The sequence below is a fragment of the Marinobacter sp. bablab_jr003 genome, assembly GCF_016464245.1.
In the GTDB taxonomy this organism is placed as follows: domain Bacteria; phylum Pseudomonadota; class Gammaproteobacteria; order Pseudomonadales; family Oleiphilaceae; genus Marinobacter; species Marinobacter vinifirmus.
In genome coordinates, this window is the sequence record NZ_JADARC010000104.1 from 1 (window position 1) to 21,446 (window position 21,446).

At 60.6% G+C, this 21,446-nt stretch carries 23 protein-coding genes; 10 read left to right on the forward strand and 13 right to left on the reverse strand.

Features of this window, described 5'->3' with window-relative positions:
• Positions 1-132 (forward strand): transposase (locus H3Z84_RS10640; RefSeq protein WP_199457440.1); only part of this gene is annotated, 132 nt, incomplete at its 5' end.
• 39 nt (positions 133-171) lie between these two features.
• On the opposite strand, the gene H3Z84_RS10645 is transcribed toward H3Z84_RS10640, so the two are convergent.
• A complete protein-coding gene (locus H3Z84_RS10645) occupies positions 172-576 on the reverse strand; it encodes a peptidoglycan-binding domain-containing protein (RefSeq protein WP_323126983.1) in 405 nt (134 codons plus the stop codon).
• 94 nt (positions 577-670) lie between these two features.
• A complete protein-coding gene (locus tag H3Z84_RS10650) occupies positions 671-1,762 on the reverse strand; it encodes an AI-2E family transporter (protein WP_199457441.1) in 1,092 nt (363 codons plus the stop codon).
• 132 nt (positions 1,763-1,894) lie between these two features.
• On the opposite strand from H3Z84_RS10650, the gene H3Z84_RS10655 reads away from it, so the two are divergent.
• The 3 genes from H3Z84_RS10655 to H3Z84_RS10665 all read left to right on the forward strand — a co-directional run bounded on the left by H3Z84_RS10655 (position 1,895) and on the right by H3Z84_RS10665 (position 3,613).
• The gene (locus H3Z84_RS10655) at positions 1,895-2,245 is read left to right on the forward strand and encodes a hypothetical protein (RefSeq protein ID WP_094624591.1); all 351 of its coding nucleotides are present in this window, start codon (positions 1,895-1,897) and stop codon (positions 2,243-2,245) included.
• Between the two features lie 97 nt (positions 2,246-2,342).
• On the forward strand, positions 2,343-2,591 hold the full coding sequence (locus tag H3Z84_RS10660; RefSeq protein WP_058340392.1) for a hypothetical protein: 249 nt from the start codon (positions 2,343-2,345) through the stop codon (positions 2,589-2,591).
• 122 nt (positions 2,592-2,713) lie between these two features.
• On the forward strand, positions 2,714-3,613 hold the full coding sequence (locus H3Z84_RS10665; RefSeq protein WP_199457442.1) for a haloalkane dehalogenase: 900 nt from the start codon (positions 2,714-2,716) through the stop codon (positions 3,611-3,613).
• A gap of 14 nt (positions 3,614-3,627) precedes the next feature.
• Here the strand turns inward: H3Z84_RS10665 and H3Z84_RS10670 are convergent, their stop codons facing one another.
• A complete protein-coding gene (locus H3Z84_RS10670) occupies positions 3,628-4,416 on the reverse strand; it encodes an acyl-CoA thioesterase (RefSeq protein ID WP_199457443.1) in 789 nt (262 codons plus the stop codon).
• A gap of 197 nt (positions 4,417-4,613) precedes the next feature.
• Between H3Z84_RS10670 and H3Z84_RS10675 the strand changes: the two genes are divergently transcribed.
• Entirely contained in the window at positions 4,614-6,140 is a 1,527-nt protein-coding gene (locus H3Z84_RS10675) for a DEAD/DEAH box helicase (protein WP_058340395.1), read from the forward strand.
• A 19-nt stretch (positions 6,141-6,159) separates the two neighbouring features.
• Here the strand turns inward: H3Z84_RS10675 and H3Z84_RS10680 are convergent, their stop codons facing one another.
• From H3Z84_RS10680 to H3Z84_RS10695, 4 genes are all read right to left on the reverse strand, one after another.
• Positions 6,160-6,675: a dihydrofolate reductase gene (locus H3Z84_RS10680; RefSeq protein ID WP_199457444.1), complete on the reverse strand. Its 516-nt coding sequence runs from the start codon at positions 6,673-6,675 to the stop codon at positions 6,160-6,162.
• A 206-nt stretch (positions 6,676-6,881) separates the two neighbouring features.
• On the reverse strand, positions 6,882-7,721 hold the full coding sequence (locus tag H3Z84_RS10685; RefSeq protein WP_199457445.1) for a thymidylate synthase: 840 nt from the start codon (positions 7,719-7,721) through the stop codon (positions 6,882-6,884).
• On the reverse strand, positions 7,718-8,506 hold the full coding sequence (lgt, locus tag H3Z84_RS10690; protein WP_022988703.1) for a prolipoprotein diacylglyceryl transferase: 789 nt from the start codon (positions 8,504-8,506) through the stop codon (positions 7,718-7,720). The genes H3Z84_RS10685 and lgt overlap by 4 nt, the downstream gene beginning before the upstream one ends.
• 10 nt (positions 8,507-8,516) lie before the next feature.
• Entirely contained in the window at positions 8,517-9,314 is a 798-nt protein-coding gene (locus H3Z84_RS10695; RefSeq protein WP_022988702.1) for a sulfite exporter TauE/SafE family protein, read from the reverse strand.
• A gap of 93 nt (positions 9,315-9,407) precedes the next feature.
• Between H3Z84_RS10695 and H3Z84_RS10700 the strand changes: the two genes are divergently transcribed.
• The 4 genes from H3Z84_RS10700 (at position 9,408) to dxs (ending at position 13,444) form a co-directional block, all read left to right on the forward strand.
• Positions 9,408-10,181: an NRDE family protein gene (locus H3Z84_RS10700; protein WP_022988701.1), complete on the forward strand. Its 774-nt coding sequence runs from the start codon at positions 9,408-9,410 to the stop codon at positions 10,179-10,181.
• A 57-nt stretch (positions 10,182-10,238) separates the two neighbouring features.
• On the forward strand, positions 10,239-10,496 hold the full coding sequence (locus H3Z84_RS10705) for an exodeoxyribonuclease VII small subunit (protein WP_022988700.1): 258 nt from the start codon (positions 10,239-10,241) through the stop codon (positions 10,494-10,496).
• Positions 10,496-11,392: a (2E,6E)-farnesyl diphosphate synthase gene (gene ispA / locus H3Z84_RS10710; protein ID WP_199457446.1), complete on the forward strand. Its 897-nt coding sequence runs from the start codon at positions 10,496-10,498 to the stop codon at positions 11,390-11,392. The genes H3Z84_RS10705 and ispA overlap by 1 nt, the downstream gene beginning before the upstream one ends.
• A gap of 120 nt (positions 11,393-11,512) precedes the next feature.
• Complete coding sequence (gene dxs / locus H3Z84_RS10715) at positions 11,513-13,444, forward strand: 1-deoxy-D-xylulose-5-phosphate synthase (RefSeq protein ID WP_199457447.1); 1,932 nt, start codon at positions 11,513-11,515, stop codon at positions 13,442-13,444.
• A gap of 42 nt (positions 13,445-13,486) precedes the next feature.
• Here dxs and ribA read toward each other — a convergent pair whose 3' ends face one another.
• From ribA to H3Z84_RS10745, 6 genes are all read right to left on the reverse strand, one after another.
• On the reverse strand, positions 13,487-14,098 hold the full coding sequence (ribA, locus tag H3Z84_RS10720) for a GTP cyclohydrolase II (protein ID WP_199457448.1): 612 nt from the start codon (positions 14,096-14,098) through the stop codon (positions 13,487-13,489).
• Positions 14,099-14,150: 52 nt separating this feature from the next.
• Positions 14,151-14,651 (reverse strand): cyclic pyranopterin monophosphate synthase MoaC, encoded by a 501-nt coding sequence (gene moaC / locus H3Z84_RS10725; RefSeq protein WP_199457449.1) that lies wholly within the window; start codon positions 14,649-14,651, stop codon positions 14,151-14,153.
• A 48-nt stretch (positions 14,652-14,699) separates the two neighbouring features.
• The gene (locus tag H3Z84_RS10730; protein ID WP_228285818.1) at positions 14,700-15,650 is read right to left on the reverse strand and encodes a Nudix family hydrolase; all 951 of its coding nucleotides are present in this window, start codon (positions 15,648-15,650) and stop codon (positions 14,700-14,702) included.
• Between the two features lie 10 nt (positions 15,651-15,660).
• Positions 15,661-16,878 carry a bifunctional glutamate N-acetyltransferase/amino-acid acetyltransferase ArgJ gene (argJ, locus tag H3Z84_RS10735; RefSeq protein WP_199457451.1) on the reverse strand — a complete coding sequence of 406 codons (1,218 nt, stop codon included), beginning with the start codon at positions 16,876-16,878 and terminating at the stop codon, positions 15,661-15,663.
• 103 nt (positions 16,879-16,981) lie between these two features.
• Positions 16,982-19,729 (reverse strand): preprotein translocase subunit SecA, encoded by a 2,748-nt coding sequence (gene secA / locus H3Z84_RS10740; protein ID WP_199457452.1) that lies wholly within the window; start codon positions 19,727-19,729, stop codon positions 16,982-16,984.
• Positions 19,730-19,818: 89 nt separating this feature from the next.
• Positions 19,819-20,757: a M23 family metallopeptidase gene (locus H3Z84_RS10745; protein ID WP_416226094.1), complete on the reverse strand. Its 939-nt coding sequence runs from the start codon at positions 20,755-20,757 to the stop codon at positions 19,819-19,821.
• 231 nt (positions 20,758-20,988) lie between these two features.
• Between H3Z84_RS10745 and H3Z84_RS10750 the strand changes: the two genes are divergently transcribed.
• Complete coding sequence (locus H3Z84_RS10750) at positions 20,989-21,444, forward strand: DUF721 domain-containing protein (protein ID WP_058340406.1); 456 nt, start codon at positions 20,989-20,991, stop codon at positions 21,442-21,444.
• The last annotated feature ends 2 nt before the right edge of the window (positions 21,445-21,446 follow it).

Sequence of the window (21,446 nt, forward strand, 5' to 3'; positions counted from 1 at the left end):
CGGCTGAACACCAGTGTGTTGGAGGGAATGAACAACAAGATCAAGGTGATCAAGCGGGTGGCCTACGGCTACCGGGATAACGACTACTTCTTTCTGAAGATAAAAGCAGCATTTCCCGGTAAAGCGCGATGAACCTTTTTTATGACATTGGCCAAAGCGGCCGGGCCGGGATTACCAGAGCGACCAGGCTTCGTCTTCGTCATCCTTTTCTGCAGCTTGCTCGGCAGCTTCAGGCTGCGGCTCACTTTCCGGCTTCGCAGCTGCCTGAGCGGGCGCCCTGGATTCGGGAGCAGCCTCTGCAACGACCACCATCCCGAGCGCCTTCTTGGTTTCTTCATTCAGGGTACCGCTGGCTTCCAGCCCCTGATCTTGCTGATATTGGGTTAACTCGGCCCGGGTATGTTCATCCAGTTTGGGGTTCACATTGTTTATATCGTACCCGGCGCCATATAAAGCGTGCTTTAGTGCGACAACATCATTGGCGTGGGACAAAGAGGCAGTGCCAAGGAGCGCAACGGCTCCCGCAGCGAGGACCAGTTTGTGCAATGGATGGCTGGCAGTTTTCGTGGTAAACACCGGCTTACTCCTGATATCGCTTGAATATCTTGTTATTAGGGTAATGCGGCGCCCATCTCCACGGTCGAGGGCATTAACCCGACCCTAGCACAAGCTAATCCTCATCCTTGCTACCTGGTTCACATTCTGGCCGGGAAGCATGGGCCTCTTCGCCGAACTCCCGGATAAAAATCCCCCAGAACGCCATAAACAGCGCCGCCACCAGCGGCCCCATAACAAAGCCATTGATGCCGAACAGCACGATGCCACCGAGGGTGGACAGAAGCACCAGGTAATCCGGCATCTTGGTGTCCCGGCCCACCAGTATCGGGCGCAGCAGGTTGTCGGCCAGGCCGATAACAATGGTGCCAAACGCCGTCAGGATGATGGCCGGGATGATATCGCCAACGGCAGCCAGGTAGACCGCTGCCGGCACCCAGACAATCGCCGCCCCCACTGCCGGCAGCAGCGAGACAATCGCCATCACCACCCCCCACAGCAAGGCGCCGGTAATACCCAGGGCCCAGAAGATCAGCCCCCCCAGCGCACCCTGGATAATGGCAATCAGCAGGTTACCCTTCACGGTAGCCCGGGTAACCTCGGCAAACTTGGCAAACAACAGCCGCTCACGCTCATCCCCTAGCGGCAACGCCTTGATCAGCAACTCAACCAGTTTATGGCCGTCCCGCAGCAGGAAAAATGCCATGTAAACCATCAGCGCCAGCCCCAGAAAAAACTGGAAGGTGTTCTGGCCAATGCCGAGGGCCTGCTTGGCCAGGAACTGGCTGCCGCCCAGAATGGCGTTCACCGCGCGATCCCGAAGTTCACCGAAGTTGATGTCAAACTGGGCCAGGAAAGCCTGAATGGCCGGAAAGGACCGGTTCACCTGGTCAATGTATTCCCCGGGCCGGATTTCCCCTTCCTGGATTTTCTGATAGATGCCAACGCCCTCGGCAATCAGGGCGGTCCCGAGAAACAGCACCGGAATCACCACGATAATCATGCAGATCATCAGGGTGATCAGGGCATTAATGTTGGGGCGCTCGCCCAGGCGCCTGACCAGCAGTTGCTGGACCGGGTGAAAAATCAGGGCAATGGCCACGGCCCAGAAAATCGGCCCGAAAAACGGCTTCATCAGCCAGATAAAAGCAAACGACACACCCACCAGCATGGCCAGAAAGGTCCGTGTCTCGAGTTTTGCGTACATATCAAACATTCCTGAAGCAATGACGTTCCCGGCGAACCGGTTTTCCAGCCCCGCAGACTACCACGAGAGCGTGGCCACTGTAGCCGGATTCACGTTATAGTGGCAGGTTATCGAACAGCAAATAAACAGGCCATGTTGTTGGATCCCGATAGCTTTACCATCGAAACCGCCCTTGAGGCTGCCACCGAACTGCAGAAGGTGCTGGCCGCCCGCACCCATCGCCGGAAAGTGATGGGGCAGGAGGTATTGGTGCCCGGGCAACTCGGCGAAGCCCTGCACCTGCCCCGCACCATCAGCCGGCTGGCCAGCAAGCAGTTACGGCAACGGGAAAGAGGGCTGGAAGACTTCCAGGAACTCTGGCCCACGCTTTCCGAGTTCACCCGGCGCAAGGTAACCGACCGGCTGGGCTGGTACGACCCGAAAGACCTGGACTGGGACGACAAACGTTCCAACCGCCGCCCGGTAGTCGATCCTGACGCCTGATACGTATAACTGCTGAACCCGAACCATGGAACGCCCGCTGGCAGACTTTGAATTGTCACAAAGCGTCCCTATGGTAGGTAGATCAGGAGGAATTCTTATGACACAACATCAACACTTCAATGCCTTTCTGGCAGAAAGAAGCGCAGTACCCACGCTGCTGTGCGGACATTGCCGCTCGATCCTGTCCCGGGCCCGGATTTTCCGGAACCAGGGCGACAACCACCGGGACATCTGCTGCGACACCATCGGCCTGTGCTCGGCCGACGACTGCGGTGCCGTCAACTGTTGTGACGAAGCCCTCGCGCAGGTCGACAACCCCGAGCGCCTGTTCGATATTGCGTCCTGATTCAAAGCCGCAACGCTCTGTTACCGAACTCAAACACAGCAACATTCCATCTGCATTATCCTGAAGACTGAACATTGTCACCGCGACAATCGCGCAACCTATCAGTCAGGACAGTCGATGGCATGCGTATTCTGAGAACTGACGAAGCCCGCTTCGCAGGCCTCCCGGATTACCCTTTCTCCCCCAACTATCTGGATGTCGAACCGGGCCTGCAAATGCACTTCGTGGATGAAGGCCCGAAAAGTGCGGCACCGGTAGTGATGCTGCACGGTGAGCCTTCCTGGTCGTACCTGTACCGGCACATGATTCCCGTGGTTGCCGATGCCGGACACCGGGTACTGGCGCCGGACCTCGTCGGTTTCGGAAAATCGGACAAACCCGTCGACACCGCAGACTACACCTACGACAACCACGTAAACTGGCTGACCCGGTGGATTGAAGAGCTGGACCTGTGGAATATCACGCTGGTGTGCCAGAACTGGGGCTCTTTGCTGGGCTTGCGGCTGGCCGCGGAAAACCACCGGCGCTTCAGCCGCATTATTGTCGGCAACGGCATGCTGCCCACCGGAGACTCACCGGTACCGTCTGTTTTTCGCCTGTGGAAAGCCTTTGCCAGCCACAGTCCCTGGTTTCCCGTAGCACGGATCATCCAGCTGGGTACCGAGAGAACCCTGTCCAGCGGCGAACTGGCCGCCTACGAAGCCCCCTTTCCGGACGCTCGCCACAAAGCCGGGGCACGGGCTTTTCCGAAACTGGTGCCCACCTCGCCCTCGGATCCATCCAGCGCAGCGAACCGGGAAGCCTGGCGGATACTGGAAAAATGGCGCAAGCCGTTTATTACCTGCTTCAGCAGCAGTGACCCGATTACCCGGGGCGGAGACCGGCTGATGCAGCGCCGCATTCCCGGCGCTTTCGGCCAGCCCCACATTACCCTCAGTGGCGGTCACTTCCTGCAGGAAGATTCACCCCGCCAGTTTGCCCGGGTGATACTGGACGCCCTGAAGGCCGAGATGGCCGCCTGACGCCCGTTCCAGGCTTATCCGAACACGGTAACCGTCTGCCGGCTCAGCGCCACCAGCTCACCGCTGGCAGTCCAGACACCGGCATGGGTGTGGCCGTAGCCCGCCCCAGCCTGGTCAATGGTGGCCCGGTACAGCAGCCAGTCACCGGGCTCGATCACCGGCCGGGGATGCACAATTTCCAGCGCCCAGCTCAGGGAACTGGCCGGCACACGATCTTTCAGGTGCGGCAGTACCGCCGGCGGCCAGGCATCTACCAGCGCAACAATATGGGCATCTGTGAACACTTCCGGAGTTTCCCGGAACTGCATCCAGCCGCCCATTTCACGGCCACCCTTACCGGAAAACGGCAAATTGCCGAACGCCCAGCGCATCTCGATGTGCTGGGTGAACTCCGGAGTCATGCCCTTGATGTAGGGCAGCCCCTGACACTGGTCGACCGGCCTGGCTTCGGGCGCCGGAAGCGGCTCCACCTGAATGGCGGATTCCCGGTCTCCGCCGAAGCTGGCCAGGCAGACCAGGCGAGGCTCGCCATTCTGCAGAATCCGCCCCTGTACTTGCGAAACGGCCTTGCCTTCGCGCAACAGTTCGGCCTCGAACTGCGCCGGCACGCCGGGCTCCACCGGCCCGACAAAGGATACCTGCAGGGCTCTCATAGCCCGGCCTTCCGCTACCTTTGCTGCCATCACATCAAATGCGAGGGCCGCAACCAGGCCGCCAAACGTGGCGCGCCCCTGAGCCCAGTCAGAAGGAAGGGTCACTGTGCCATCCTGGCGTACTTCGGCCAGCAGCTGATCAAAGGTCATAGGCTTATTTTCCAGTTGGTTAGTATGCAAACCTCATAGACTGCACCAATCGCAACACGCCCGCAATAACCTTGCCCCGGCAACTACCTACCACCAAACCGGCATTATTCATATTAAAGCAGCGACAAAACGACTATAATGTTTCAAAATCACGCACTGCCCTGCGGTGCAATACCCTCCGAATACCGAGTACATTCATGTCAGAATTGTCTTTTGCCGAACTGGGGCTGGATCCAGCTGTACTGGAAGCCGTCTCCGCTGTTGGCTATGAAACTCCGTCGCCCATCCAGGCGCAATCCATCCCTGCCCTCCTGGCCGGTAACCACCTGTTGGGCGTTGCCCAGACCGGTACCGGCAAGACCGCAGCCTTTGCCCTGCCGCTGCTGAGCCGCATCGACGCCAACATTGCTGAACCCCAGATCCTGGTACTGGCTCCTACACGAGAGCTGGCCATCCAGGTGGCAGAGGCCTTCACGACCTACGCCAGCAAGTTCCGCAACTTCCATGTACTGCCCATTTACGGCGGCCAGGACTTTGCTCCGCAGATTCGCGGCCTCAAGCGTGGCGCCCAGGTTATTGTGGGCACCCCGGGCCGTATGCTCGACCACCTGCGCAAAGGCACGCTGAAACTGGGCAGCCTGAAGGCACTGGTGCTGGATGAAGCCGACGAAATGCTGCGCATGGGCTTTATCGACGACGTAGAAGCGATTCTGTCGAAAACCCCGGATACCTGTCAGCGCGCCCTGTTCTCGGCCACCATGCCGCCGCAGATCAAGAAAGTTGCGCAGACCTACCTGAAGAACGCGACTGAAGTAAAAATCGAGAGCGAGACCCGCACGGTTGAGCGTATCTCCCAGTTCGTTCTGCCGGTGTACGCCGAGCGCAAGCTGGATGCCCTGACCCGCATCCTGGAAGTGGAGCCGTTCGATGCCTCCATTATCTTTGTGCGCACCAAGGCCGAAACCACCCTGCTGGCTGAAAAGCTGTCAGCCCGTGGCCACGCCGTGGCACCCCTGAGCGGTGACCTGAACCAGCGCCAGCGCGAGCAGACCGTTGAAGATCTCAAGCGTGGCAAGAAAGACATCATCATTGCCACCGACGTAGCAGCTCGCGGCCTGGACGTGCCCCGGATTACCCACGTCATCAACTACGATGTGCCCTACGACACTGAAGCGTACATTCACCGTGTTGGTCGTACCGGTCGTGCCGGCCGTACCGGCAAGGCTATCCTGCTGGTCACTCCGCGTGAGCGCAGCTGGCTGCGTACTCTGGAGCGGGCCACCAACTCTCCGATGGAACCGTACCAGCTGCCGTCACCGGCTGCCCTGCAGAAAATGCGGGTAGAACAGTTTGAAGAGCAGCTGCTGGGCTTCACCAACGATCCCCGTTCTGGCAAGGCTATCGCCCTGCTGGACGAGATTGCCGAGCGTAACGACATGGACATGGCGGCCGTAGCCGGCGCCCTGGCCTGCCTGCTGGAAGCCTCCCAGCCGGATTCCCTGCCGCTGGAGCAGCCGGAAGCCCTGCCGGAGATTTCTGCCGCACCCCGCCGTGATCGCAAAGGCCCGCCTCCGGGCAAAGGCGGTTTCCGTAAGGGTGCCCCAGGCAAGAAGTTCAGCAAGGATGGCAAGCCGGGCTTCCGCAAGAGCGGCCCGAAATCTGGCAAGCCCGCCGGCAAGGGCGGCAAGCCTGCAGCCAAGGGCCCCAAGCGCGCCCCGCGCTGAGGCCTGTTCAGCTAGCCGGTCAGCTTGACCGGCTACGCTGGTAGACTACGAAACTGTAGTCGTAAGGATTGTTGTCTGACGCGGAGAAGTCTTCGCGTCCGATTTCTTCCCACTCGTCCCAGTTCACTTCCGGAAAATATGCATCTCCGTCTACCTCGGCGTGCACCTGGGTGATGTACATCCGGTCGACCATTGGCAGGGCTTCAGCGTAGATCTGACCGCCGCCGATGATCATTACTTCGTCTCCGCCTTCCAGCTCAGCCTGCGCTTCCGCTTTGACCAGTGCCGCTTCCAGTGATGACGCAGCAACGGTGCCTGCGGGTGCCTGCCAGTCTGCGTTCCGGGAAATCACCACATTCATCCGTCCGGGCAGTGGCCGGCCGATAGAATCCCAGGTTTTCCGCCCCATGATGATGGGCTTGCCCATGGTAGCCTGCTTGAAGTACTTCAAATCCCCCGGCAGATACCAGGGGAGCTGGTTGTTCCTCCCGATGACCCGGTTCCGGGACATGGCTACGATCAGTGCCTTTCTCATTCTTTTCTACCTCGAATCTTGCTGCCTTGCCGCCTTAATTACCGCTTGCCTAGTGCTCCCGCAAGGGGTTGGGAAGGCTTTCCAAAAACCGCTCCTTGCGGCACATCCATGTGGCGCTTCTGCTCCGCCATCCATGGCTCCGCACATTTTTGGAAAGCCTTCCCAACCCCTTGCAACCTAGCACCGGAGAATGTCGTCGACTCAGATTAGATTGCTATCGGAGCTTTGATCACGGGATGGGGCTCATAGCCTTTGAACTCAAAGTCTTCCAGCTCATAATCGAATATCGATTCCGGCTTGCGCTTGATGACCAGTTTCGGCAGCGGCCGTGGCTCGCGCTTCAGCTGCTCGAAAACAATGTCGTCCGTCAGGTGGTTCTGATACAGATGACAGTCGCCAAACGTATGAACAAACTCCCCCACTTCCAGATCACATTGCTGGGCGATCATATGCGTCAGCAGCGCGTAAGAGGCAATATTGAACGGCACGCCCAGAAACAGGTCGGCGCTGCGCTGGTACAGCTGGCAGGAGAGTTTGCCGTCGGCTACGTAGAACTGGAACAGGCAGTGGCATGGCGCCAGGGCCATGCGGCCTTGTTTCACGTTGTCTTGCGGGCCGATGGATTCGTCGGGAAGTTCGGCCGGGTTCCAGGCGGAGACGATCAGGCGCCGGGAGTTGGGTTTGGTGCGGATCTGGTCGATGACTTCGCTGATCTGGTCAATCACGCGGCCGTCGTGGCATTGCCAGCTGCGCCATTGTTTGCCGTAGATGGGGCCCAGGTCGCCGTTTTCGAGGGCCCATTCGTTCCAGATGCTGACTTTGCGTTCCGCCAGCCAGGTGTTGTCGGTGGAGCCTTTCAGGAACCACAGTAATTCGTAGATGATGCTGCGCAGGTGCACTTTCTTGGTGGTGACCAGCGGGAAGCCGTACTGCAGGTTGAAGCGGATTTGCCGGCCGAATACCGAGCGGGTACCTACGCCGGTGCGGTCGCCTTTGTCGAATCCGTTGTCGACTACGTCTTGCATCAGGTCGAGGTAGGCTTTCATTGGGCGTTTCTCCGGTAAGCAAGGATCATCAGGGCGGCGCCGGCGGCGATCATGGGGGTGGAGAGCACCTGTCCCATGGTGAGCCAGTCAAAGGCCAGGTAGCCCAGTTGCGGGTCTGGCTGGCGCACGAATTCGGTCAGGAAGCGGAAGCTGCCGTAGCCCACCAGGAACAGGCCGGAGACGGCCATTTTCGGGCGGGGTTTGGAGGAGAACCACCACAGCAACGCGAACAGCACCACGCCTTCCAGGGCGAACTGGTAGAGCTGGGACGGGTGCCGCGCCAGGCTGTCCGGTGCCTGGGGGAAGACCATACCCCAGGACACATCTGTAGGCTTGCCCCAGAGTTCGCCGTTGATGAAGTTGCCGATGCGCCCGGCACCCAGCCCCACCGGCACCAGGGGTGCAACGAAGTCCGCAATTTTCCAGAAGCCGGCCCCGGTTTTGCGGCCGAACCACCACATGGCCAGCATCACGCCCAGCAATCCGCCGTGGAACGACATGCCGCCTTCCCAGACCCTGAGCAGCCAAAGCGGGTCTGCCAGGAAGGTGTCGAAGTTGTAGAACACCACGTAGCCGAAGCGGCCACCGAGGATGACCCCCAGCGCCAGGTAGAACAGCATGTCGCCCACCTGTTCTTCGTGCAGGGGCGACCAGGGCTTGCGGGTGCGCAGGCGGCCCAGCCACCAGCCGGCGGCAAAGCCGAGCAGGTAGGTCAGGCCATACCAGTGAATTTTCAGCGGGCCGATGGCGATGGCCACCGGGTCAAATTGCGGGTGTTGCAGCATGGAGTGTCTCTCAGCTCAGCAGGAATCGGAGGCCGACGATGATCAGGACGATGGCGAAGATTCGCTTCAGCAGGCGGCCGTCGAGTTTGTGCGCCAGCTTTGCGCCGATGCGGGCAAAGAACACGCTGGTAACCACAATACCGATCAGGGCCGGCAAATATATGAAGCCAAGACTCATTTCCGGCAAACCCGGGTGTCCCCAGCCGGTCCAGATGTTGGCAGTGGCTCCGGCCAGGGCGATAGGCAGGCCAAGGGCGGCGGAGGTTCCCACCGCCTGCTGCATTTTCACGTTACACCAGGTCAGGTAAGGCACCGATATGGTGCCGCCGCCAATCCCGAAAATGGCGGAGGCCCAGCCGATAAAGCCGCCGGCTACGCCAAGGCCGGTTGTTCCCGGCACATCCCGGCCCGGCTTGGGGTTCACTTCCAGGATCATTTTCAGGGCCACCAGGATAGCGAAGGCACCGATGATGGTTTCCAGGGCCGGCCCGCTCAGCAAAGACGCTGTCCAGGCCCCTACCACCGCACCGCCGACAATACCCACAGTCAGGGGCCGGAACAGTTCCCAGCGCACCGCCTGGTGCTGGTGGTGGGTTCGGATGGAGCTGATCGAGGTGAACACGATGGTGGCCAGGGACGTGCCGATGGCCAGATGCGCAGCGATTTCAGGGCTCACGCCCACAAAACCGAAGCTGAAGATCAGCACAGGCACGATCACCAGGCCGCCACCAATGCCGAACAGGCCCGCCATGGTGCCGGCCAGGGCGCCGAGCAGCAGGTACAGAATAAATACGCCGAACAGGGTCATGAGTCTCAAGGGTCCCGGTAGGATTTCAGGCTGGTATGATACGCATAGTTGACTGTATCTGCAGCCTCCCGAACCAAAGGAAACGCCTGAACCATGTGCCTGATTGCCTTCGCCGTTGGCCAGAATCCCCGCTTCCCGCTGGTGGTGGCGGCCAACCGGGATGAATTTTTCCGGCGCCCCACTGCCGGCATGGATTGGTGGCAGGATTCCCGCGGGCAAAAAGTGCTGGCAGGCAGGGACCTGGAATCCGGCGGTACCTGGCTGGCTATCTCTCCGGACGGCCAGGTGGCTGCGGTTACCAACGTGCGCGAAGGCAGTACCGAAAGCGGTCGCCACAGCCGGGGTGAGCTGCCACTGCTGGCACTGGCCCGGCCACGGGAGGAATTGCAACACCAGCTGAATTCCGAACCCGGCCGCTACGCCGGGTTTAACCTGGTGTCGCTGGCCGGCTCCGGCGGCTGGTATTACAGTAACCGGGACGCCCATCCCGGCCGGCAGGTATTCCGGGGCATGTACGGCCTGAGCAATCACCTGTTGCAGACGCCCTGGCCGAAGCTGCTGCGCCTGCGCACCGCCGTGGGCCACTGTGTCGAGCAGGCCGGCGGCGATGCCGGCGCACTCCATCAGCAACTGATTCCCCTGCTGCAGGACAACAGCCCGGCCCCGGACCACGAACTGCCGGATACCGGCGTGGGCATCGAAACCGAGCGGTTTCTGTCGGCGCCCTTCGTTACCGGTGAGCACTATGGCACCCGGGCTACCACGGTGGTGACGGTCTCCCGGGAAGGCGAAATCCACGTAACGGAACAATCCTGGGGGCCGTTCGGCGCCGCCCTTGAGCGACGTCAGTTCAGCTGGCAGCGGTAGCCCGGGGACTCTGATATAATCCGCCCAATTTCTGACACACCGGACCCGGAGGGCCCCATGGCCGGCGAGAGCAACAACAGCACATCCATTGCCGACTTTGAAAAATCCCTGGACGAACTGGAAAAGCTGGTTCGCGACCTGGAGCAAGGCGAGCTGTCGCTGGAGCAGTCCCTGGCCGCGTTCGAGCGGGGCGTCAAACTCACCCGGGAATGCCAGAGCGCCCTGAAATCCGCCGAGCAACGGGTGGAACAACTCGTCCAGAACAGCGATGGTTCGCTGGAAACCCGGCCCTTTTCCGCGGATGACAGCAACTGATGACCGACAGCACTTCCCCGGCCCTCGCCTACCTGGAACACTGCCGCACCCGCATTGACCACGAACTTGCCCAGGGCATCCAGCAGGCCTCGGTTTCAGACCGCCTGCAGGAAGCCATGCGCTACAGCGTGCTGGGAGGCGGCAAACGGATTCGCCCGGCGCTGTGCCTGGCCGCCGCCAGGGCAGTGGGCAGCCTGGAAGATGCCGCCGTGGCACCGGCCTGCTCACTGGAACTGATCCACGCCTATTCGCTGGTGCACGACGACCTGCCCGCCATGGATGACGACGACCTGCGCCGGGGCCGGCCTACAGCCCATATTGCTTTCGACGAAGCTACCGCGATCCTGGCCGGCGATGCGCTGCAGACCCTGGCGTTCACGCTGCTCGCTGAAGCACCGCAACTGTCCGATACCCAGCGGGTTCGCATGATTGCCGAACTGGCCCGGGCCAGCGGCCATCAGGGCATGGTGGGCGGCCAGGCCATTGACCTGGAATCGGTCGGCCTTGCGCTGAACATCGAACAGCTGGAAACCATGCACCGGCACAAGACCGGCGCGTTGATTGAAGCCAGCGTGCGGCTGGGCGCCCTGACCGCTCCGGGGGTCAGCGAGCAGCAACTGAGTGCCTTGTCGGATTACGCCAGCGCCATTGGCCTGGCATTCCAGGTGCAGGACGACCTGCTGGACATCGAGGGCGACACTGAAATCATCGGCAAGCGCCAGGGCTCTGACGCCGCCAAGGCCAAGCCCACCTACCCGGCCCTGCTGGGGCTGGACGGTGCCCGGGAGCGGCTCGGGGCGTTGCTGCAGCAATCCAAGCAGGCGCTGGACGGGTTTGGCGAAGAAGCCGCTCCGTTGCGGGCCATGGCAGACTATGTGGTCAGCCGGAACCACTGACCGGATTATCGCCGCAACATACCTTTTTGTAACAACTGGCCCGGGAAGTATGAAACAGCCTGTCCTGTTCCCTTATAATGCCCGCCAGAGAATTCATCTTTCCGACAAAGACCCGAGCTGATGCAGGACACATATATTTTCAGGGAAATCCCGTCACAGCGGCCCAACACTCCGCTACTGGACCGGATTGAAGTTCCGGCCCGGCTGCGTGAACTTCCGCCGGAAGATCTGCCCCAACTGGCCCGGGAGCTGCGAGCATTCCTGCTCTGGTCGGTGGGCCAGACCGGTGGGCATTTCGGCGCCGGCCTGGGGGTTCTGGAACTGACCCTGGCACTGCATTTTGTATTCAACACGCCTGAAGACCGGCTGGTATGGGATGTGGGCCACCAGGCCTACCCCCACAAGATCCTGACCGGCCGCCGCGAGCAGATGGGCAACATCCGCCGCAAGGATGGCCTGGCCGGGTTCCCGAAGCGGGCCGAAAGTGAATACGACACCTTCGGTGTGGGCCACTCCAGCACGTCTATCAGTGCCGCCCTGGGCATGGCCATTGCCGCCCGCATGCAAAACACCGGGCGCAAGAGCATTGCCGTGATCGGCGATGGCGCCATGACCGCAGGCATGGCCTTCGAGGCCCTGAACCACGCAGGCCACCTGCATGCCGACATGCTGGTAATCCTGAACGACAACGACATGTCCATCTCCCGCAACGTCGGTGGCCTGTCCAACTACTTTGCCAAGCTGCTGGCCAGCCGCACCTACAACCAGGTTCGCGACAGCAGCAAAAAGGTCTTGAAAGGCACGCCACACCTGATGGCGCTGGCCAAGAAGACCGAAGAGCACTTCAAGGGCATGATCGCACCCGGCACCCTGTTTGAAGAGCTGGGCTTCAACTACATCGGCCCCATCGACGGCCATGATCTACCCCTGCTGGTGGAAACGCTGGAAAATATCCGCGAGCTGGAAGGCCCGCAGTTCCTGCACGTGGTGACCACCAAGGGCAAGGGCTTTGCCCCGGCCGAGGCCGATCCGATCGGCTACCACGCCATCAACAAGATCGAACCGGTGCCGGCCAGCAAACCGGAGCCGGTAAAACCCGCCTCGCCCAAACCCAAGTACGCCAACGTCTTCGGCCAGTGGCTGTGTGATGCGGCAGAACAGGACGAGCGGGTTGTCGGCATTACCCCGGCCATGTGTGAAGGGTCAGACCTGCTGGCCTTCTCCGAACGCTTCCCGGAGCGCTATTTCGATGTTGCCATTGCCGAACAGCACGCCGTAACCCTGGCGGCCGGTATGGCCTGTGACGGCGCCAAGCCGGTGGTGGCCATCTACTCCACCTTCCTGCAACGGGGCTACGATCAGCTGGTGCACGATGTGGCCATCCAGAACCTGGATGTGCTGTTTGCCATCGACCGGGCAGGCCTGGTGGGCGAAGACGGCCCCACCCACGCCGGCGCCTTCGATATCAGCTACCTGCGTTGCATCCCGAACATGGTGATCATGACGCCGTCGGATGAAAACGAAACCCGCCAGCTGCTGCACACCGGCCTGGAATTCCAGGGCCCGGCGGCGGTGCGTTATCCCCGGGGCACCGGCCCGGGCGCCGACATCCAGCAACAGCTGCAGGCGCTGCCCATCGGCAAGGGCCGCCGGGTTCGGGACGGCAGCCGGGTGGCCATTCTCAATTTCGGCACCCTGCTGACACCGGCACTGGAAGCGGCCGAAGCCCTGGATGCCACCGTGGCCGACATGCGCTTTGTTAAACCGCTGGACGAAGCCCTGGTGCTGGAACTGGCCGAACAGCATGACCTGCTGGTGACCCTGGAAGAGAACGTGGTTGCCGGTGGTGCCGGCAGTGCAGTGACCGAATTCCTGAACGCCAGCCTGGTTACCATGCCGGTGCTGCAGCTGGGCCTACCTGACCGGTTCGTGGAGCACGGCAAGCACGAGGAACTGCTGGAAGAGTGCGGGCTGAATGCCGAAGGGATTCGCGAGGCCATCGCCCGGCGCCTGGAGCAACTGGGTTACCCGGGGCTGACCGCCACCAGGTAACCGGTACGCGGGCAACCCGGGTTGCCCGCAGCAATCAATTATTCAGGCCAGGTCGTCGTCCTGGTGGGTCTCAAGCCAGTGGCCAAGCTTGCTTTGCTTGGTATTCAGGTAATGCTCGTTATGGGGGTTACGGCCCACATGCAAAGGCACCCGCTCGGCAATCCGGATGCCGTAAGATTCCAGCGCCTTCACTTTCCTCGGATTATTGGTCATCAGCCTCAGGCTGGTAATGCCCAGATGCTCCAGCATGTCTTTGCACATGCTGTAATCCCTCAGGTCTGCCCCGAAGCCCAGCCGCTCGTTCGCCTCGACCGTATCTGCGCCCTCATCCTGCAACCGGTAGGCCCGGATCTTGTTCAGCAGGCCGATACCCCGGCCTTCCTGGCGTAGGTACAGCAGAATGCCACGGCCTTCCCGGGCAATACTGCGCAGCGCTTCTTCCAGCTGGTAGCCACAATCACAGCGCATGCTGTACAGGGCATCACCGGTCAGACACTCCGAGTGGGTACGGGCCAGCAGTGGCTCGCCTGAGCTGATATCACCCAACGTCAGCGCTACATGCTCCTTGCCGGTATCCGGCTCTTCAAAGCCGTGCATGTCGAAAACACCGAACGGGGTGGGCAAACGGCAGGTCTCAATGTAACGAACAGCCACTGTAATTCCTCGTGGTTCTGACAAATGGGGCGGGCATTCTATCACGGTGGTACTAGGCGGGCGTAGTGCTGCAACCGGCGCCGGCAACCCAGTGACCGGAACGACCACCTTTTTTCTCAAGCAAACGGACGTTATCAACCACCATACCCTTGTCCACCGCCTTGCACATATCGTACAGGGTGAGGGCCGCAATGCTGGCTGCCGTCAGTGCTTCCATCTCGACACCGGTCTGGCCGGAGAGCTTGCATCGGGTCAGGATATGGACCGAGGCGCCATCGTCCCCCGGGGTCAGCTCCACCTTCACCGAGGTAAGGTTCAGTGCATGGCAAAGGGGAATCAGGTCGTGGGTCCTCTTGGCCGCCATAATGCCGGCAATTCGTGCAGTGGCCAGTACGTCACCCTTCGGATGCTCGCCATCCACGATCATACGCAGGGTTTCCGGCTGCATGCGGATGGTCGCCTCGGCCCGGGCCTCGCGCTCGGTTACGGCCTTGTCGGTTACATCGACCATCCGGGCTTCGCCCTTATCATCAAGATGAGTCAGCTTGCTCACGATTGTTTCCGCCTCAGTCATTCAATGGGTTATTTCAGCAAGGCCCGGTTACCACCAGAAACCGATCCCGGCAATCCCCTGGCCGCCAAGGGCCCTGGCCTTTGCTATGTGGCCGGGCTGCATACCGCCCAGTGCGTAGACCGGCAGCCTGGCTGCAGCGACCAATTGCTCAAAGCCCTCCCAGCCCAGGGTTGGTTCTCCCGGGTGGCTGGCCGTGGGCAACACCGGCCCCAGAACCGCGTAATCCGCTCCCAGGCGCTCCGCATGGCGCAGTTGCTCCGCGCTATGGCAAGACACACCCAGCCAGGCATTACCCGCTACAGGGCGCTCTGAAAGCCTTTCAGCTTCACGCCAGGGCAAATGCAGGCCGCCAGCCTCCGGGAATTCCGAAAGCAGGGCTGGTCCGCCATGGAGCATTACCCCGACCGATGAGCCGGAGCAGCGCGCCAGCGCCATCGAGGCCAGTTGCCGGTACTGCTCCGGAGCCAGCCCCGGCGCCCTTAACACTACCAGTCCATCGGTAACCCGCGGCAGGGCCTGGTCGAGCCGGCCTTCAGCCTCGCCTGGCCCAGCCAGGGAACCGGTAATGTGCAAGGTCCGGGGCAGTCTCAGGGCCCGGATGATCGGCCGGTTCGCCGCAGGAAAGTCTTCATCCCGTAGCTCTTCCGGGGTCAGCCAGAACACCGGCTGACCTTCCCTGCCCTCGGCTTCGCCTTCCGCCGCTGCGGTCTGCCAGACATCCAGGAACACTTGCTTGTCGCCGTAGTCATGGCGAATACCAATCACCGGTTCCAGCGTTTCAACCGGCACCCGAAGCCCGGTTTCTTCGGCGATTTCCCGCACCAGGGCCTGCTGTACGGTTTCTCCCGGCTCCACCTTGCCGCCGGGAAATTCCAACAATCCTCCCTGATGTACGTGCTCCGGCCGCCGGGCGATCAGTATCCGACCATCACGCACGATTACCGCTACCGCCACATGGATCAGTTTCTTCACTGCCATGGCCGCGGGCTCAGGTGCGGTATTCGGCATTGATGGTCACATAGTCGTGGGAGAAGTCGCAGGTCCACACGGTTTCGTGGACATCGCCCCGCTTCAGGTCAATGGCGATGGTAATTTCTTCCTGGTCCATTACTGCCTGGCCGCGGGCTTCGGAATAATCATCGGCCCTGCCGCCGTTGCGCACCAGACAGACATCGCCCAGATAGATTTCCAGCGCTTCCAGGTCGAGATCTGGTACTCCGGCGCGGCCCACGGCTGCCAGGATCCGGCCCCAGTTCGGGTCTGACGCAAACAGGGCGGTCTTTACCAGCGGCGAATGGGCCACGGTATAGGCCACGTCCAGAGCTTCCTGCTGGTTACCGGCGCCGGTTACGTCAATGGTGACAAACTTGGTGGCACCTTCGCCGTCACGAACAATGGCATGGGCCAGGTCCATATACACCTGCTTCAGGGCCTCTTTCAGCTTCGCCAGCAACGGGCTGTCTGCGGTAATTTCCGGGCCGGAGTACTGGCCCGTGGCCATCAGCATGCAGGCATCGTTGGTGGAGGTGTCACTGTCGATGGTAATCCGGTTGAAGGACTTCTCGCCCAGCTCGGAGGCCAGGCCCTGGAGCACGTCCGGCGCAATATTGGCATCAGTGGCGATAAAGCCCAGCATGGTCGCCATATTGGGGCGAATCATGCCAGCGCCCTTGCTGATGCCGGAGATAGTTACCGTGTGGCCATCCAGGTCCACCTGGCAGCTGGCACCCTTGGGCCGGGTATCCGTGGTCATAATGCCGCTGGCGGCTTCCGCCCAGCAATCTTCACGGGTGCCCGAAAGGGCTTCCGGCAGCGCAGCAACAATCTTGTCCACCGGCAGGGGTTCGCCGATGACGCCGGTCGAGAACGGCAGAACGTCAGCCGTCCGGACACCAGCCTGCCCGGCCAGCTCGGCGCAGCAACGTTCGGCATCGGCCATACCACGGGCGCCGGTACCAGCATTGGCGTTGCCGGTGTTGATCAGCAGGTAACGGGGAGCACCCTGCTCCAGGTGGCGCCGGCTCAGCACTACCGGCGCGGCGCAGAACTGGTTAGTGGTAAAAATACCGGCCACCCGGGCACCGGGTGCCAGCTCGAACACCACAACGTCTTTGCGGCCGGGCTTTTTGATGCCGGCGCTGGCAATGCCAATCTTCACCCCGGCCACCGGGAAAAACTCGGGTAAGGTTCCTGGACCTACCGCCATGCCTGTCTCCTTGAATAATCCTGATCAATAAACGACAAAACCCGCAAGCTGCCAGCACTCTGGCGGTTTGCGGGTTCTGGTGCTTCGGTGCCGGGCTGGTCGGTTAGCTGACCTTGCCGCAGCACTGTTTGTATTTCTTGCCAGATCCGCAGGGGCAGGGCTCGTTTCGGCCCACTTTTCGCTCCTGGCGTACAAAGGTATCCGGCGTGGTCTGCTGGCCTTGCTGGCCGTCTTCGCCGTCACCTTCACCTTCCGCTACCCGGGCGGCACTGGTTTCGTCATGGCGGAGCTTGGCACGGGCCATTTCCCGCTCCAGCTCTTCCTTGCGACGGCGTTCGATCTCTTCCATTTCCTCGCGGCTCTGCACCCGAACGTGGCTCAGCACCCGGGCAACATCACGCTTCATAGTATCGAGCATGGTCTCGAACAGGTTGAAAGCCTCACGCTTGTATTCCTGCTTCGGGTTCTTCTGGGCGTAGCCACGCAGGTGAATACCGCGGCGCAGGTGATCCATGTTCGACAAGTGTTCTTTCCACAAGGTGTCGAGCACCTGCAGGAACACCTGTTTTTCGAACTTGCGCATGGCTTCGGCGCCGGCGATTTCTTCCTTGGAGCGGTATTCGGCCACAATCGCGTCGAGGATCTTCTGGCGAAGGTTCTCCTCGTACAGCTTGTTGTCTTCTTCCAGCCACTTCTGCACCGGAAGGTCCACGGCCATCTCGGACTGCAGCTGAGCTTCCAGGCCGGCCACATCCCACTGCTCCGGCATGCTCTGGGGCGGAATGAACTCGCTGATCAGGGCATCCACCACATCGGCCCGGATGGTGTCGACCATCTCGGAAATATCGTTGGAGGCCATCACCTCGTTACGCTGATCATAGATCACCGTACGCTGGTCGTTGGCCACGTCATCGTATTCCAGCAGGGTTTTACGCATGTCGAAGTTACGACCTTCCACCTTGCGCTGGGATTTCTCGATGGCGTTGGAAACCATGCGGTGCTCGATGGCCTCGCCCTTTTTCATGCCCATGGCCTGCATCAGGTTCTTCACCCGCTCCGGGGCAAAGATCCGCATCAGGTTATCTTCCAGTGACAGGAAGAAGCGGGAAGAACCCGGATCGCCCTGGCGGCCGGCACGGCCCCGCAACTGGTTGTCGATACGGCGGGATTCATGGCGCTCGGTGCCGACAATGTGCAGACCACCGGCGTCCAGCACCTGGGTGTGACGCTCGGTCCACTCGGCCTTGATGCGGGCAACTTCTTCCTCGGAAGGGTTGTCCAGGCCGGCCACTTCGTGCTCCCAGTTACCACCCAGCACAATGTCGGTACCACGGCCCGCCATGTTGGTGGCGATGGTCACCGCACCCGGGCGGCCCGCCTGGGCAATGATCTGGGCTTCGGATTCGTGCTGCTTGGCGTTCAGGATCTTGTGGTCGATCCGTGCCTTTTTCAGCAGCATGGACAGCAATTCAGACGCCTCGATGGAGGCCGTGCCCACCAGTACCGGGCGACCTTCAGAGGTTACATCCTTGATCTCGTCGATAATGGCGTGGAATTTCTCTTCCTGGGTCAGGTACACCAGGTCGTTGTAGTCAATCCGCTGGATCGGCTTGTTGGGCGGAATCACCACCACGTCCAGGCCGTAGATCTGGCGGAACTCGAAGGCTTCGGTATCGGCGGTACCGGTCATGCCCGCAAGCTTCTCGTACAAACGGAAATAGTTCTGGAAGGTTGTGGAGGCCAGGGTCTGGCTCTCGGCCTGGATCTTCAGGCCCTCTTTCGCCTCGATGGCCTGGTGCAGGCCTTCGCTCCAGCGACGGCCCGGCATGGTCCGGCCGGTGTGCTCGTCAACAATCACCACCTGGCCACCCTGAACGATGTAGTCCACATCTTTCTGGAACAGGTGATGGGCCCGCAGGGCTGAGTGGACGTGGTGCAGCAGGCTCAGGTTAGCCGCGGAATACAGGCTTTCACCTTCCTGCAGCAGGCCACGGCCCAGCAGCAGTTCTTCCACTTTCTCGTGACCGCTCTCGGTCAGCTCCACCTGACGGGATTTTTCATCGATGGTGAAGTCGCCGCTGGCTTCGCCCGCTTCGTCTACCTCACCTTTTTCCAGGCTCGGTACCAGGGCGTTAACCGCCTGATACAGCTTGGAGGAATCTTCTGCTGCACCGGAAATAATCAGCGGGGTACGGGCTTCGTCGATCAGGATGGAATCCACCTCATCCACGATGGCATAGTTCAGCCCGCGCTGGACCTTGTCTTCAATACTGAAGGCCATGTTGTCGCGCAGGTAATCGAAGCCGAACTCGTTGTTGGTACCGTAGGTAATATCAGCCTGGTAGGCCGCGCGTTTTTCTTCCGGCGGCTGGCCGGCAACCACGACGCCGATGGTGAGCCCAAGGAACCGGTACAGCTTGCCCATCCACTCGGCATCACGGCTGGCCAGGTAATCGTTCACGGTAACAACGTGAACGCCCTTGCCCGGCAATGCGTTGAGGTATACCGACGCGGTAGCCACCAGGGTTTTACCCTCACCGGTTTTCATCTCGGCGATGCGGCCTTCGTGCAGGGTCATACCACCGATCAGCTGCACGTCGTAATGGCGCATGCCCATTACCCGGCGGCTGGCTTCACGTACGGTGGCAAAGGCTTCGGGAAGCAGCGCATCCAGCGCTTCGCCTTCTTCAAGGCGCCGGCGGAACTCCGCCGTCTTGCCTTGCAGCTCTGTATCCGACAAACCGCCAAATTGTTCTTCAAGGTCGTTGATGCGCAAAACCGCCTTGCGCATGCGCTTGATCTCTCTGGCGTTTTTACTGCCGAACATCTTGGTTGCAAGCTTTGAGAACATAGACCACTGCTTCTTCAGTTAAACGGAGGAAGCCGGCATTCTAACCTTATTTGGCGACAGGACAAAAGGCAGGGTTCACGGGAATGATATCAGCGGCTTGCCCGCTGGATATATTTGACAGGATCTTCGGTCTTTCCGTTACGGATAACTTCGAAATGTACGTGCGGCCCGGTAGAGCGACCGGTGCTGCCCATCAGTGCAACCACCTGGCCTTTCTGGACCACATCGCCGATCTCGACCTTGACGGTTTTGGCGTGGGCGTAGCGGGTAACCAGGCCATCGCCGTGGTCCACTTCTACCAGGTTGCCATAGCCGTAACGCTCGCCGGCCCAGGTGACCACACCACTGGCCACGGCAATAATGTCGCTGCCGTCCTTGCCGGCCAGGTCCACGCCACCGTGCCAGGTACGTTTGCCGGTGAACGGATCGGAACGGTAACCGTACTTGGAAGACAGCCAGCCCCAGGTGATCGGCCGGCCCTGCACATAGCGTTCATCTTCCAGCTTTTGCCGGGACGACACCTTATCCAGCAGGCGCAGTTGTTTCTCGCGGTCTTCCAGCTGACGCTCCAGCTGGAAAATCATTTCGGTCAGCTCCGGGGCACTGTAGGAATCACCGGCAAGGCCCAGTTCTTCCGGGCCACCCACTGCCGGCGGCTGGTCGAAATTGAATTCGTCACTGGCCACCAGGCCCGATTCCATAAAGCGCTGACCGAGGGCATCCAGGCGCAGCATACGGCCCTGGATCTGGCCCAGGCGAAGGGTCAAGGCGTCGACCTGCTGTTGTACATCTTCCCGAACACGGGCAAGCTGGGCCTTCTGCTGCTCCAGCTTTGAACGCCATTCAGCCACCAACTCGGATTCGGTCGGTTGTGCAGCGGCGGCCTTGGTAACGGCTACCTGATAGCCCGCCCAGCCGGCCGCCAGGATAAGCGCCAGCACAAGGAAAATCAGCCCGGCCAGAACACCGCCATTCAACGCGACAGCCTTTGACTGACCATGGCGTTTGCCAACGAAAATTACATTCATATCGTCATTCGGTGTCATCGAAGAGTCGCAACCTGTTCCCTGTAGTGCTGCGACCCGGAAAATTTTCGAGTGGGTCTGCTATCCTTGCAACAACTACGTATTGAATAGACGCAGTGCCAGCTGGACACACTCTCGCGCAACAATGTAAAACGGGAGCAATGCTGGCACCATCAAAAAATCGTGCCGAAGTGTAACCAATCGTAAACGGGCTCGTCGAGACAAAAACTGTCAATGAATGAAAAATCCGATCAAAAAATGATCTTCCGCACAAACAGCGGCCCGGCCCCCGCCTCCACCCTGAAGGAGCTGATGGCCCGGGCGGAACTGCATTTACAGGCGGAACAACAGGTGCTCGAAGCCATACCCGCAGAACTTCGGACAGGCACCCGATTTGTCAGCTGCCAGGATGGCGAACTGGTTCTGGCTACAGATAACGCCAGCAAGGCCACGCGATTGCGCTTCCGCCAGCACGAAATTATGGAGGCATTACGGGAGAACGAACTGTTCCGTTTTGTCTGGAAGGTGCGCATCAAGGTCAGCCCGCTCAGGTATCGGGCGCGCAAGAAGGTCGAAAAAATACCTTTGAGCCAGGAAAATGCCCGGCTCCTCAAAGAGGAAGCCGGGCACACGAAGGATAAAGCTTTGCGCGAGGTTCTCGAAAAACTCGCCAGCCACGTGCGGGATTAAGG

Coding starts and splice junctions, on each gene's coding strand:
- H3Z84_RS10705 (WP_022988700.1), top strand. CDS start 10,239: ATGGCCGGCGAGAGCAACAACAGCACATCCATTGCCGACTTTGAAAAA.
- dxs (WP_199457447.1), top strand. CDS start 11,513: ATGCAGGACACATATATTTTCAGGGAAATCCCGTCACAGCGGCCCAAC.
- H3Z84_RS10685 (WP_199457445.1), bottom strand. CDS start 7,721: ATGAAAGCCTACCTCGACCTGATGCAAGACGTAGTCGACAACGGATTC.
- argJ (WP_199457451.1), bottom strand. CDS start 16,878: ATGGCGGTAGGTCCAGGAACCTTACCCGAGTTTTTCCCGGTGGCCGGG.
- H3Z84_RS10665 (WP_199457442.1), top strand. CDS start 2,714: ATGCGTATTCTGAGAACTGACGAAGCCCGCTTCGCAGGCCTCCCGGAT.
- H3Z84_RS10670 (WP_199457443.1), bottom strand. CDS start 4,416: ATGACCTTTGATCAGCTGCTGGCCGAAGTACGCCAGGATGGCACAGTG.
- lgt (WP_022988703.1), bottom strand. CDS start 8,506: ATGCTGCAACACCCGCAATTTGACCCGGTGGCCATCGCCATCGGCCCG.
- H3Z84_RS10730 (WP_228285818.1), bottom strand. CDS start 15,650: ATGGCAGTGAAGAAACTGATCCATGTGGCGGTAGCGGTAATCGTGCGT.
- H3Z84_RS10655 (WP_094624591.1), top strand. CDS start 1,895: ATGTTGTTGGATCCCGATAGCTTTACCATCGAAACCGCCCTTGAGGCT.
- ispA (WP_199457446.1), top strand. CDS start 10,496: ATGACCGACAGCACTTCCCCGGCCCTCGCCTACCTGGAACACTGCCGC.
- H3Z84_RS10660 (WP_058340392.1), top strand. CDS start 2,343: ATGACACAACATCAACACTTCAATGCCTTTCTGGCAGAAAGAAGCGCA.
- H3Z84_RS10700 (WP_022988701.1), top strand. CDS start 9,408: ATGTGCCTGATTGCCTTCGCCGTTGGCCAGAATCCCCGCTTCCCGCTG.
- H3Z84_RS10695 (WP_022988702.1), bottom strand. CDS start 9,314: ATGACCCTGTTCGGCGTATTTATTCTGTACCTGCTGCTCGGCGCCCTG.
- H3Z84_RS10650 (WP_199457441.1), bottom strand. CDS start 1,762: ATGTACGCAAAACTCGAGACACGGACCTTTCTGGCCATGCTGGTGGGT.
- H3Z84_RS10750 (WP_058340406.1), top strand. CDS start 20,989: ATGAATGAAAAATCCGATCAAAAAATGATCTTCCGCACAAACAGCGGC.
- H3Z84_RS10745 (WP_416226094.1), bottom strand. CDS start 20,757: ATGAATGTAATTTTCGTTGGCAAACGCCATGGTCAGTCAAAGGCTGTC.
- secA (WP_199457452.1), bottom strand. CDS start 19,729: ATGTTCTCAAAGCTTGCAACCAAGATGTTCGGCAGTAAAAACGCCAGA.
- H3Z84_RS10675 (WP_058340395.1), top strand. CDS start 4,614: ATGTCAGAATTGTCTTTTGCCGAACTGGGGCTGGATCCAGCTGTACTG.
- H3Z84_RS10680 (WP_199457444.1), bottom strand. CDS start 6,675: ATGAGAAAGGCACTGATCGTAGCCATGTCCCGGAACCGGGTCATCGGG.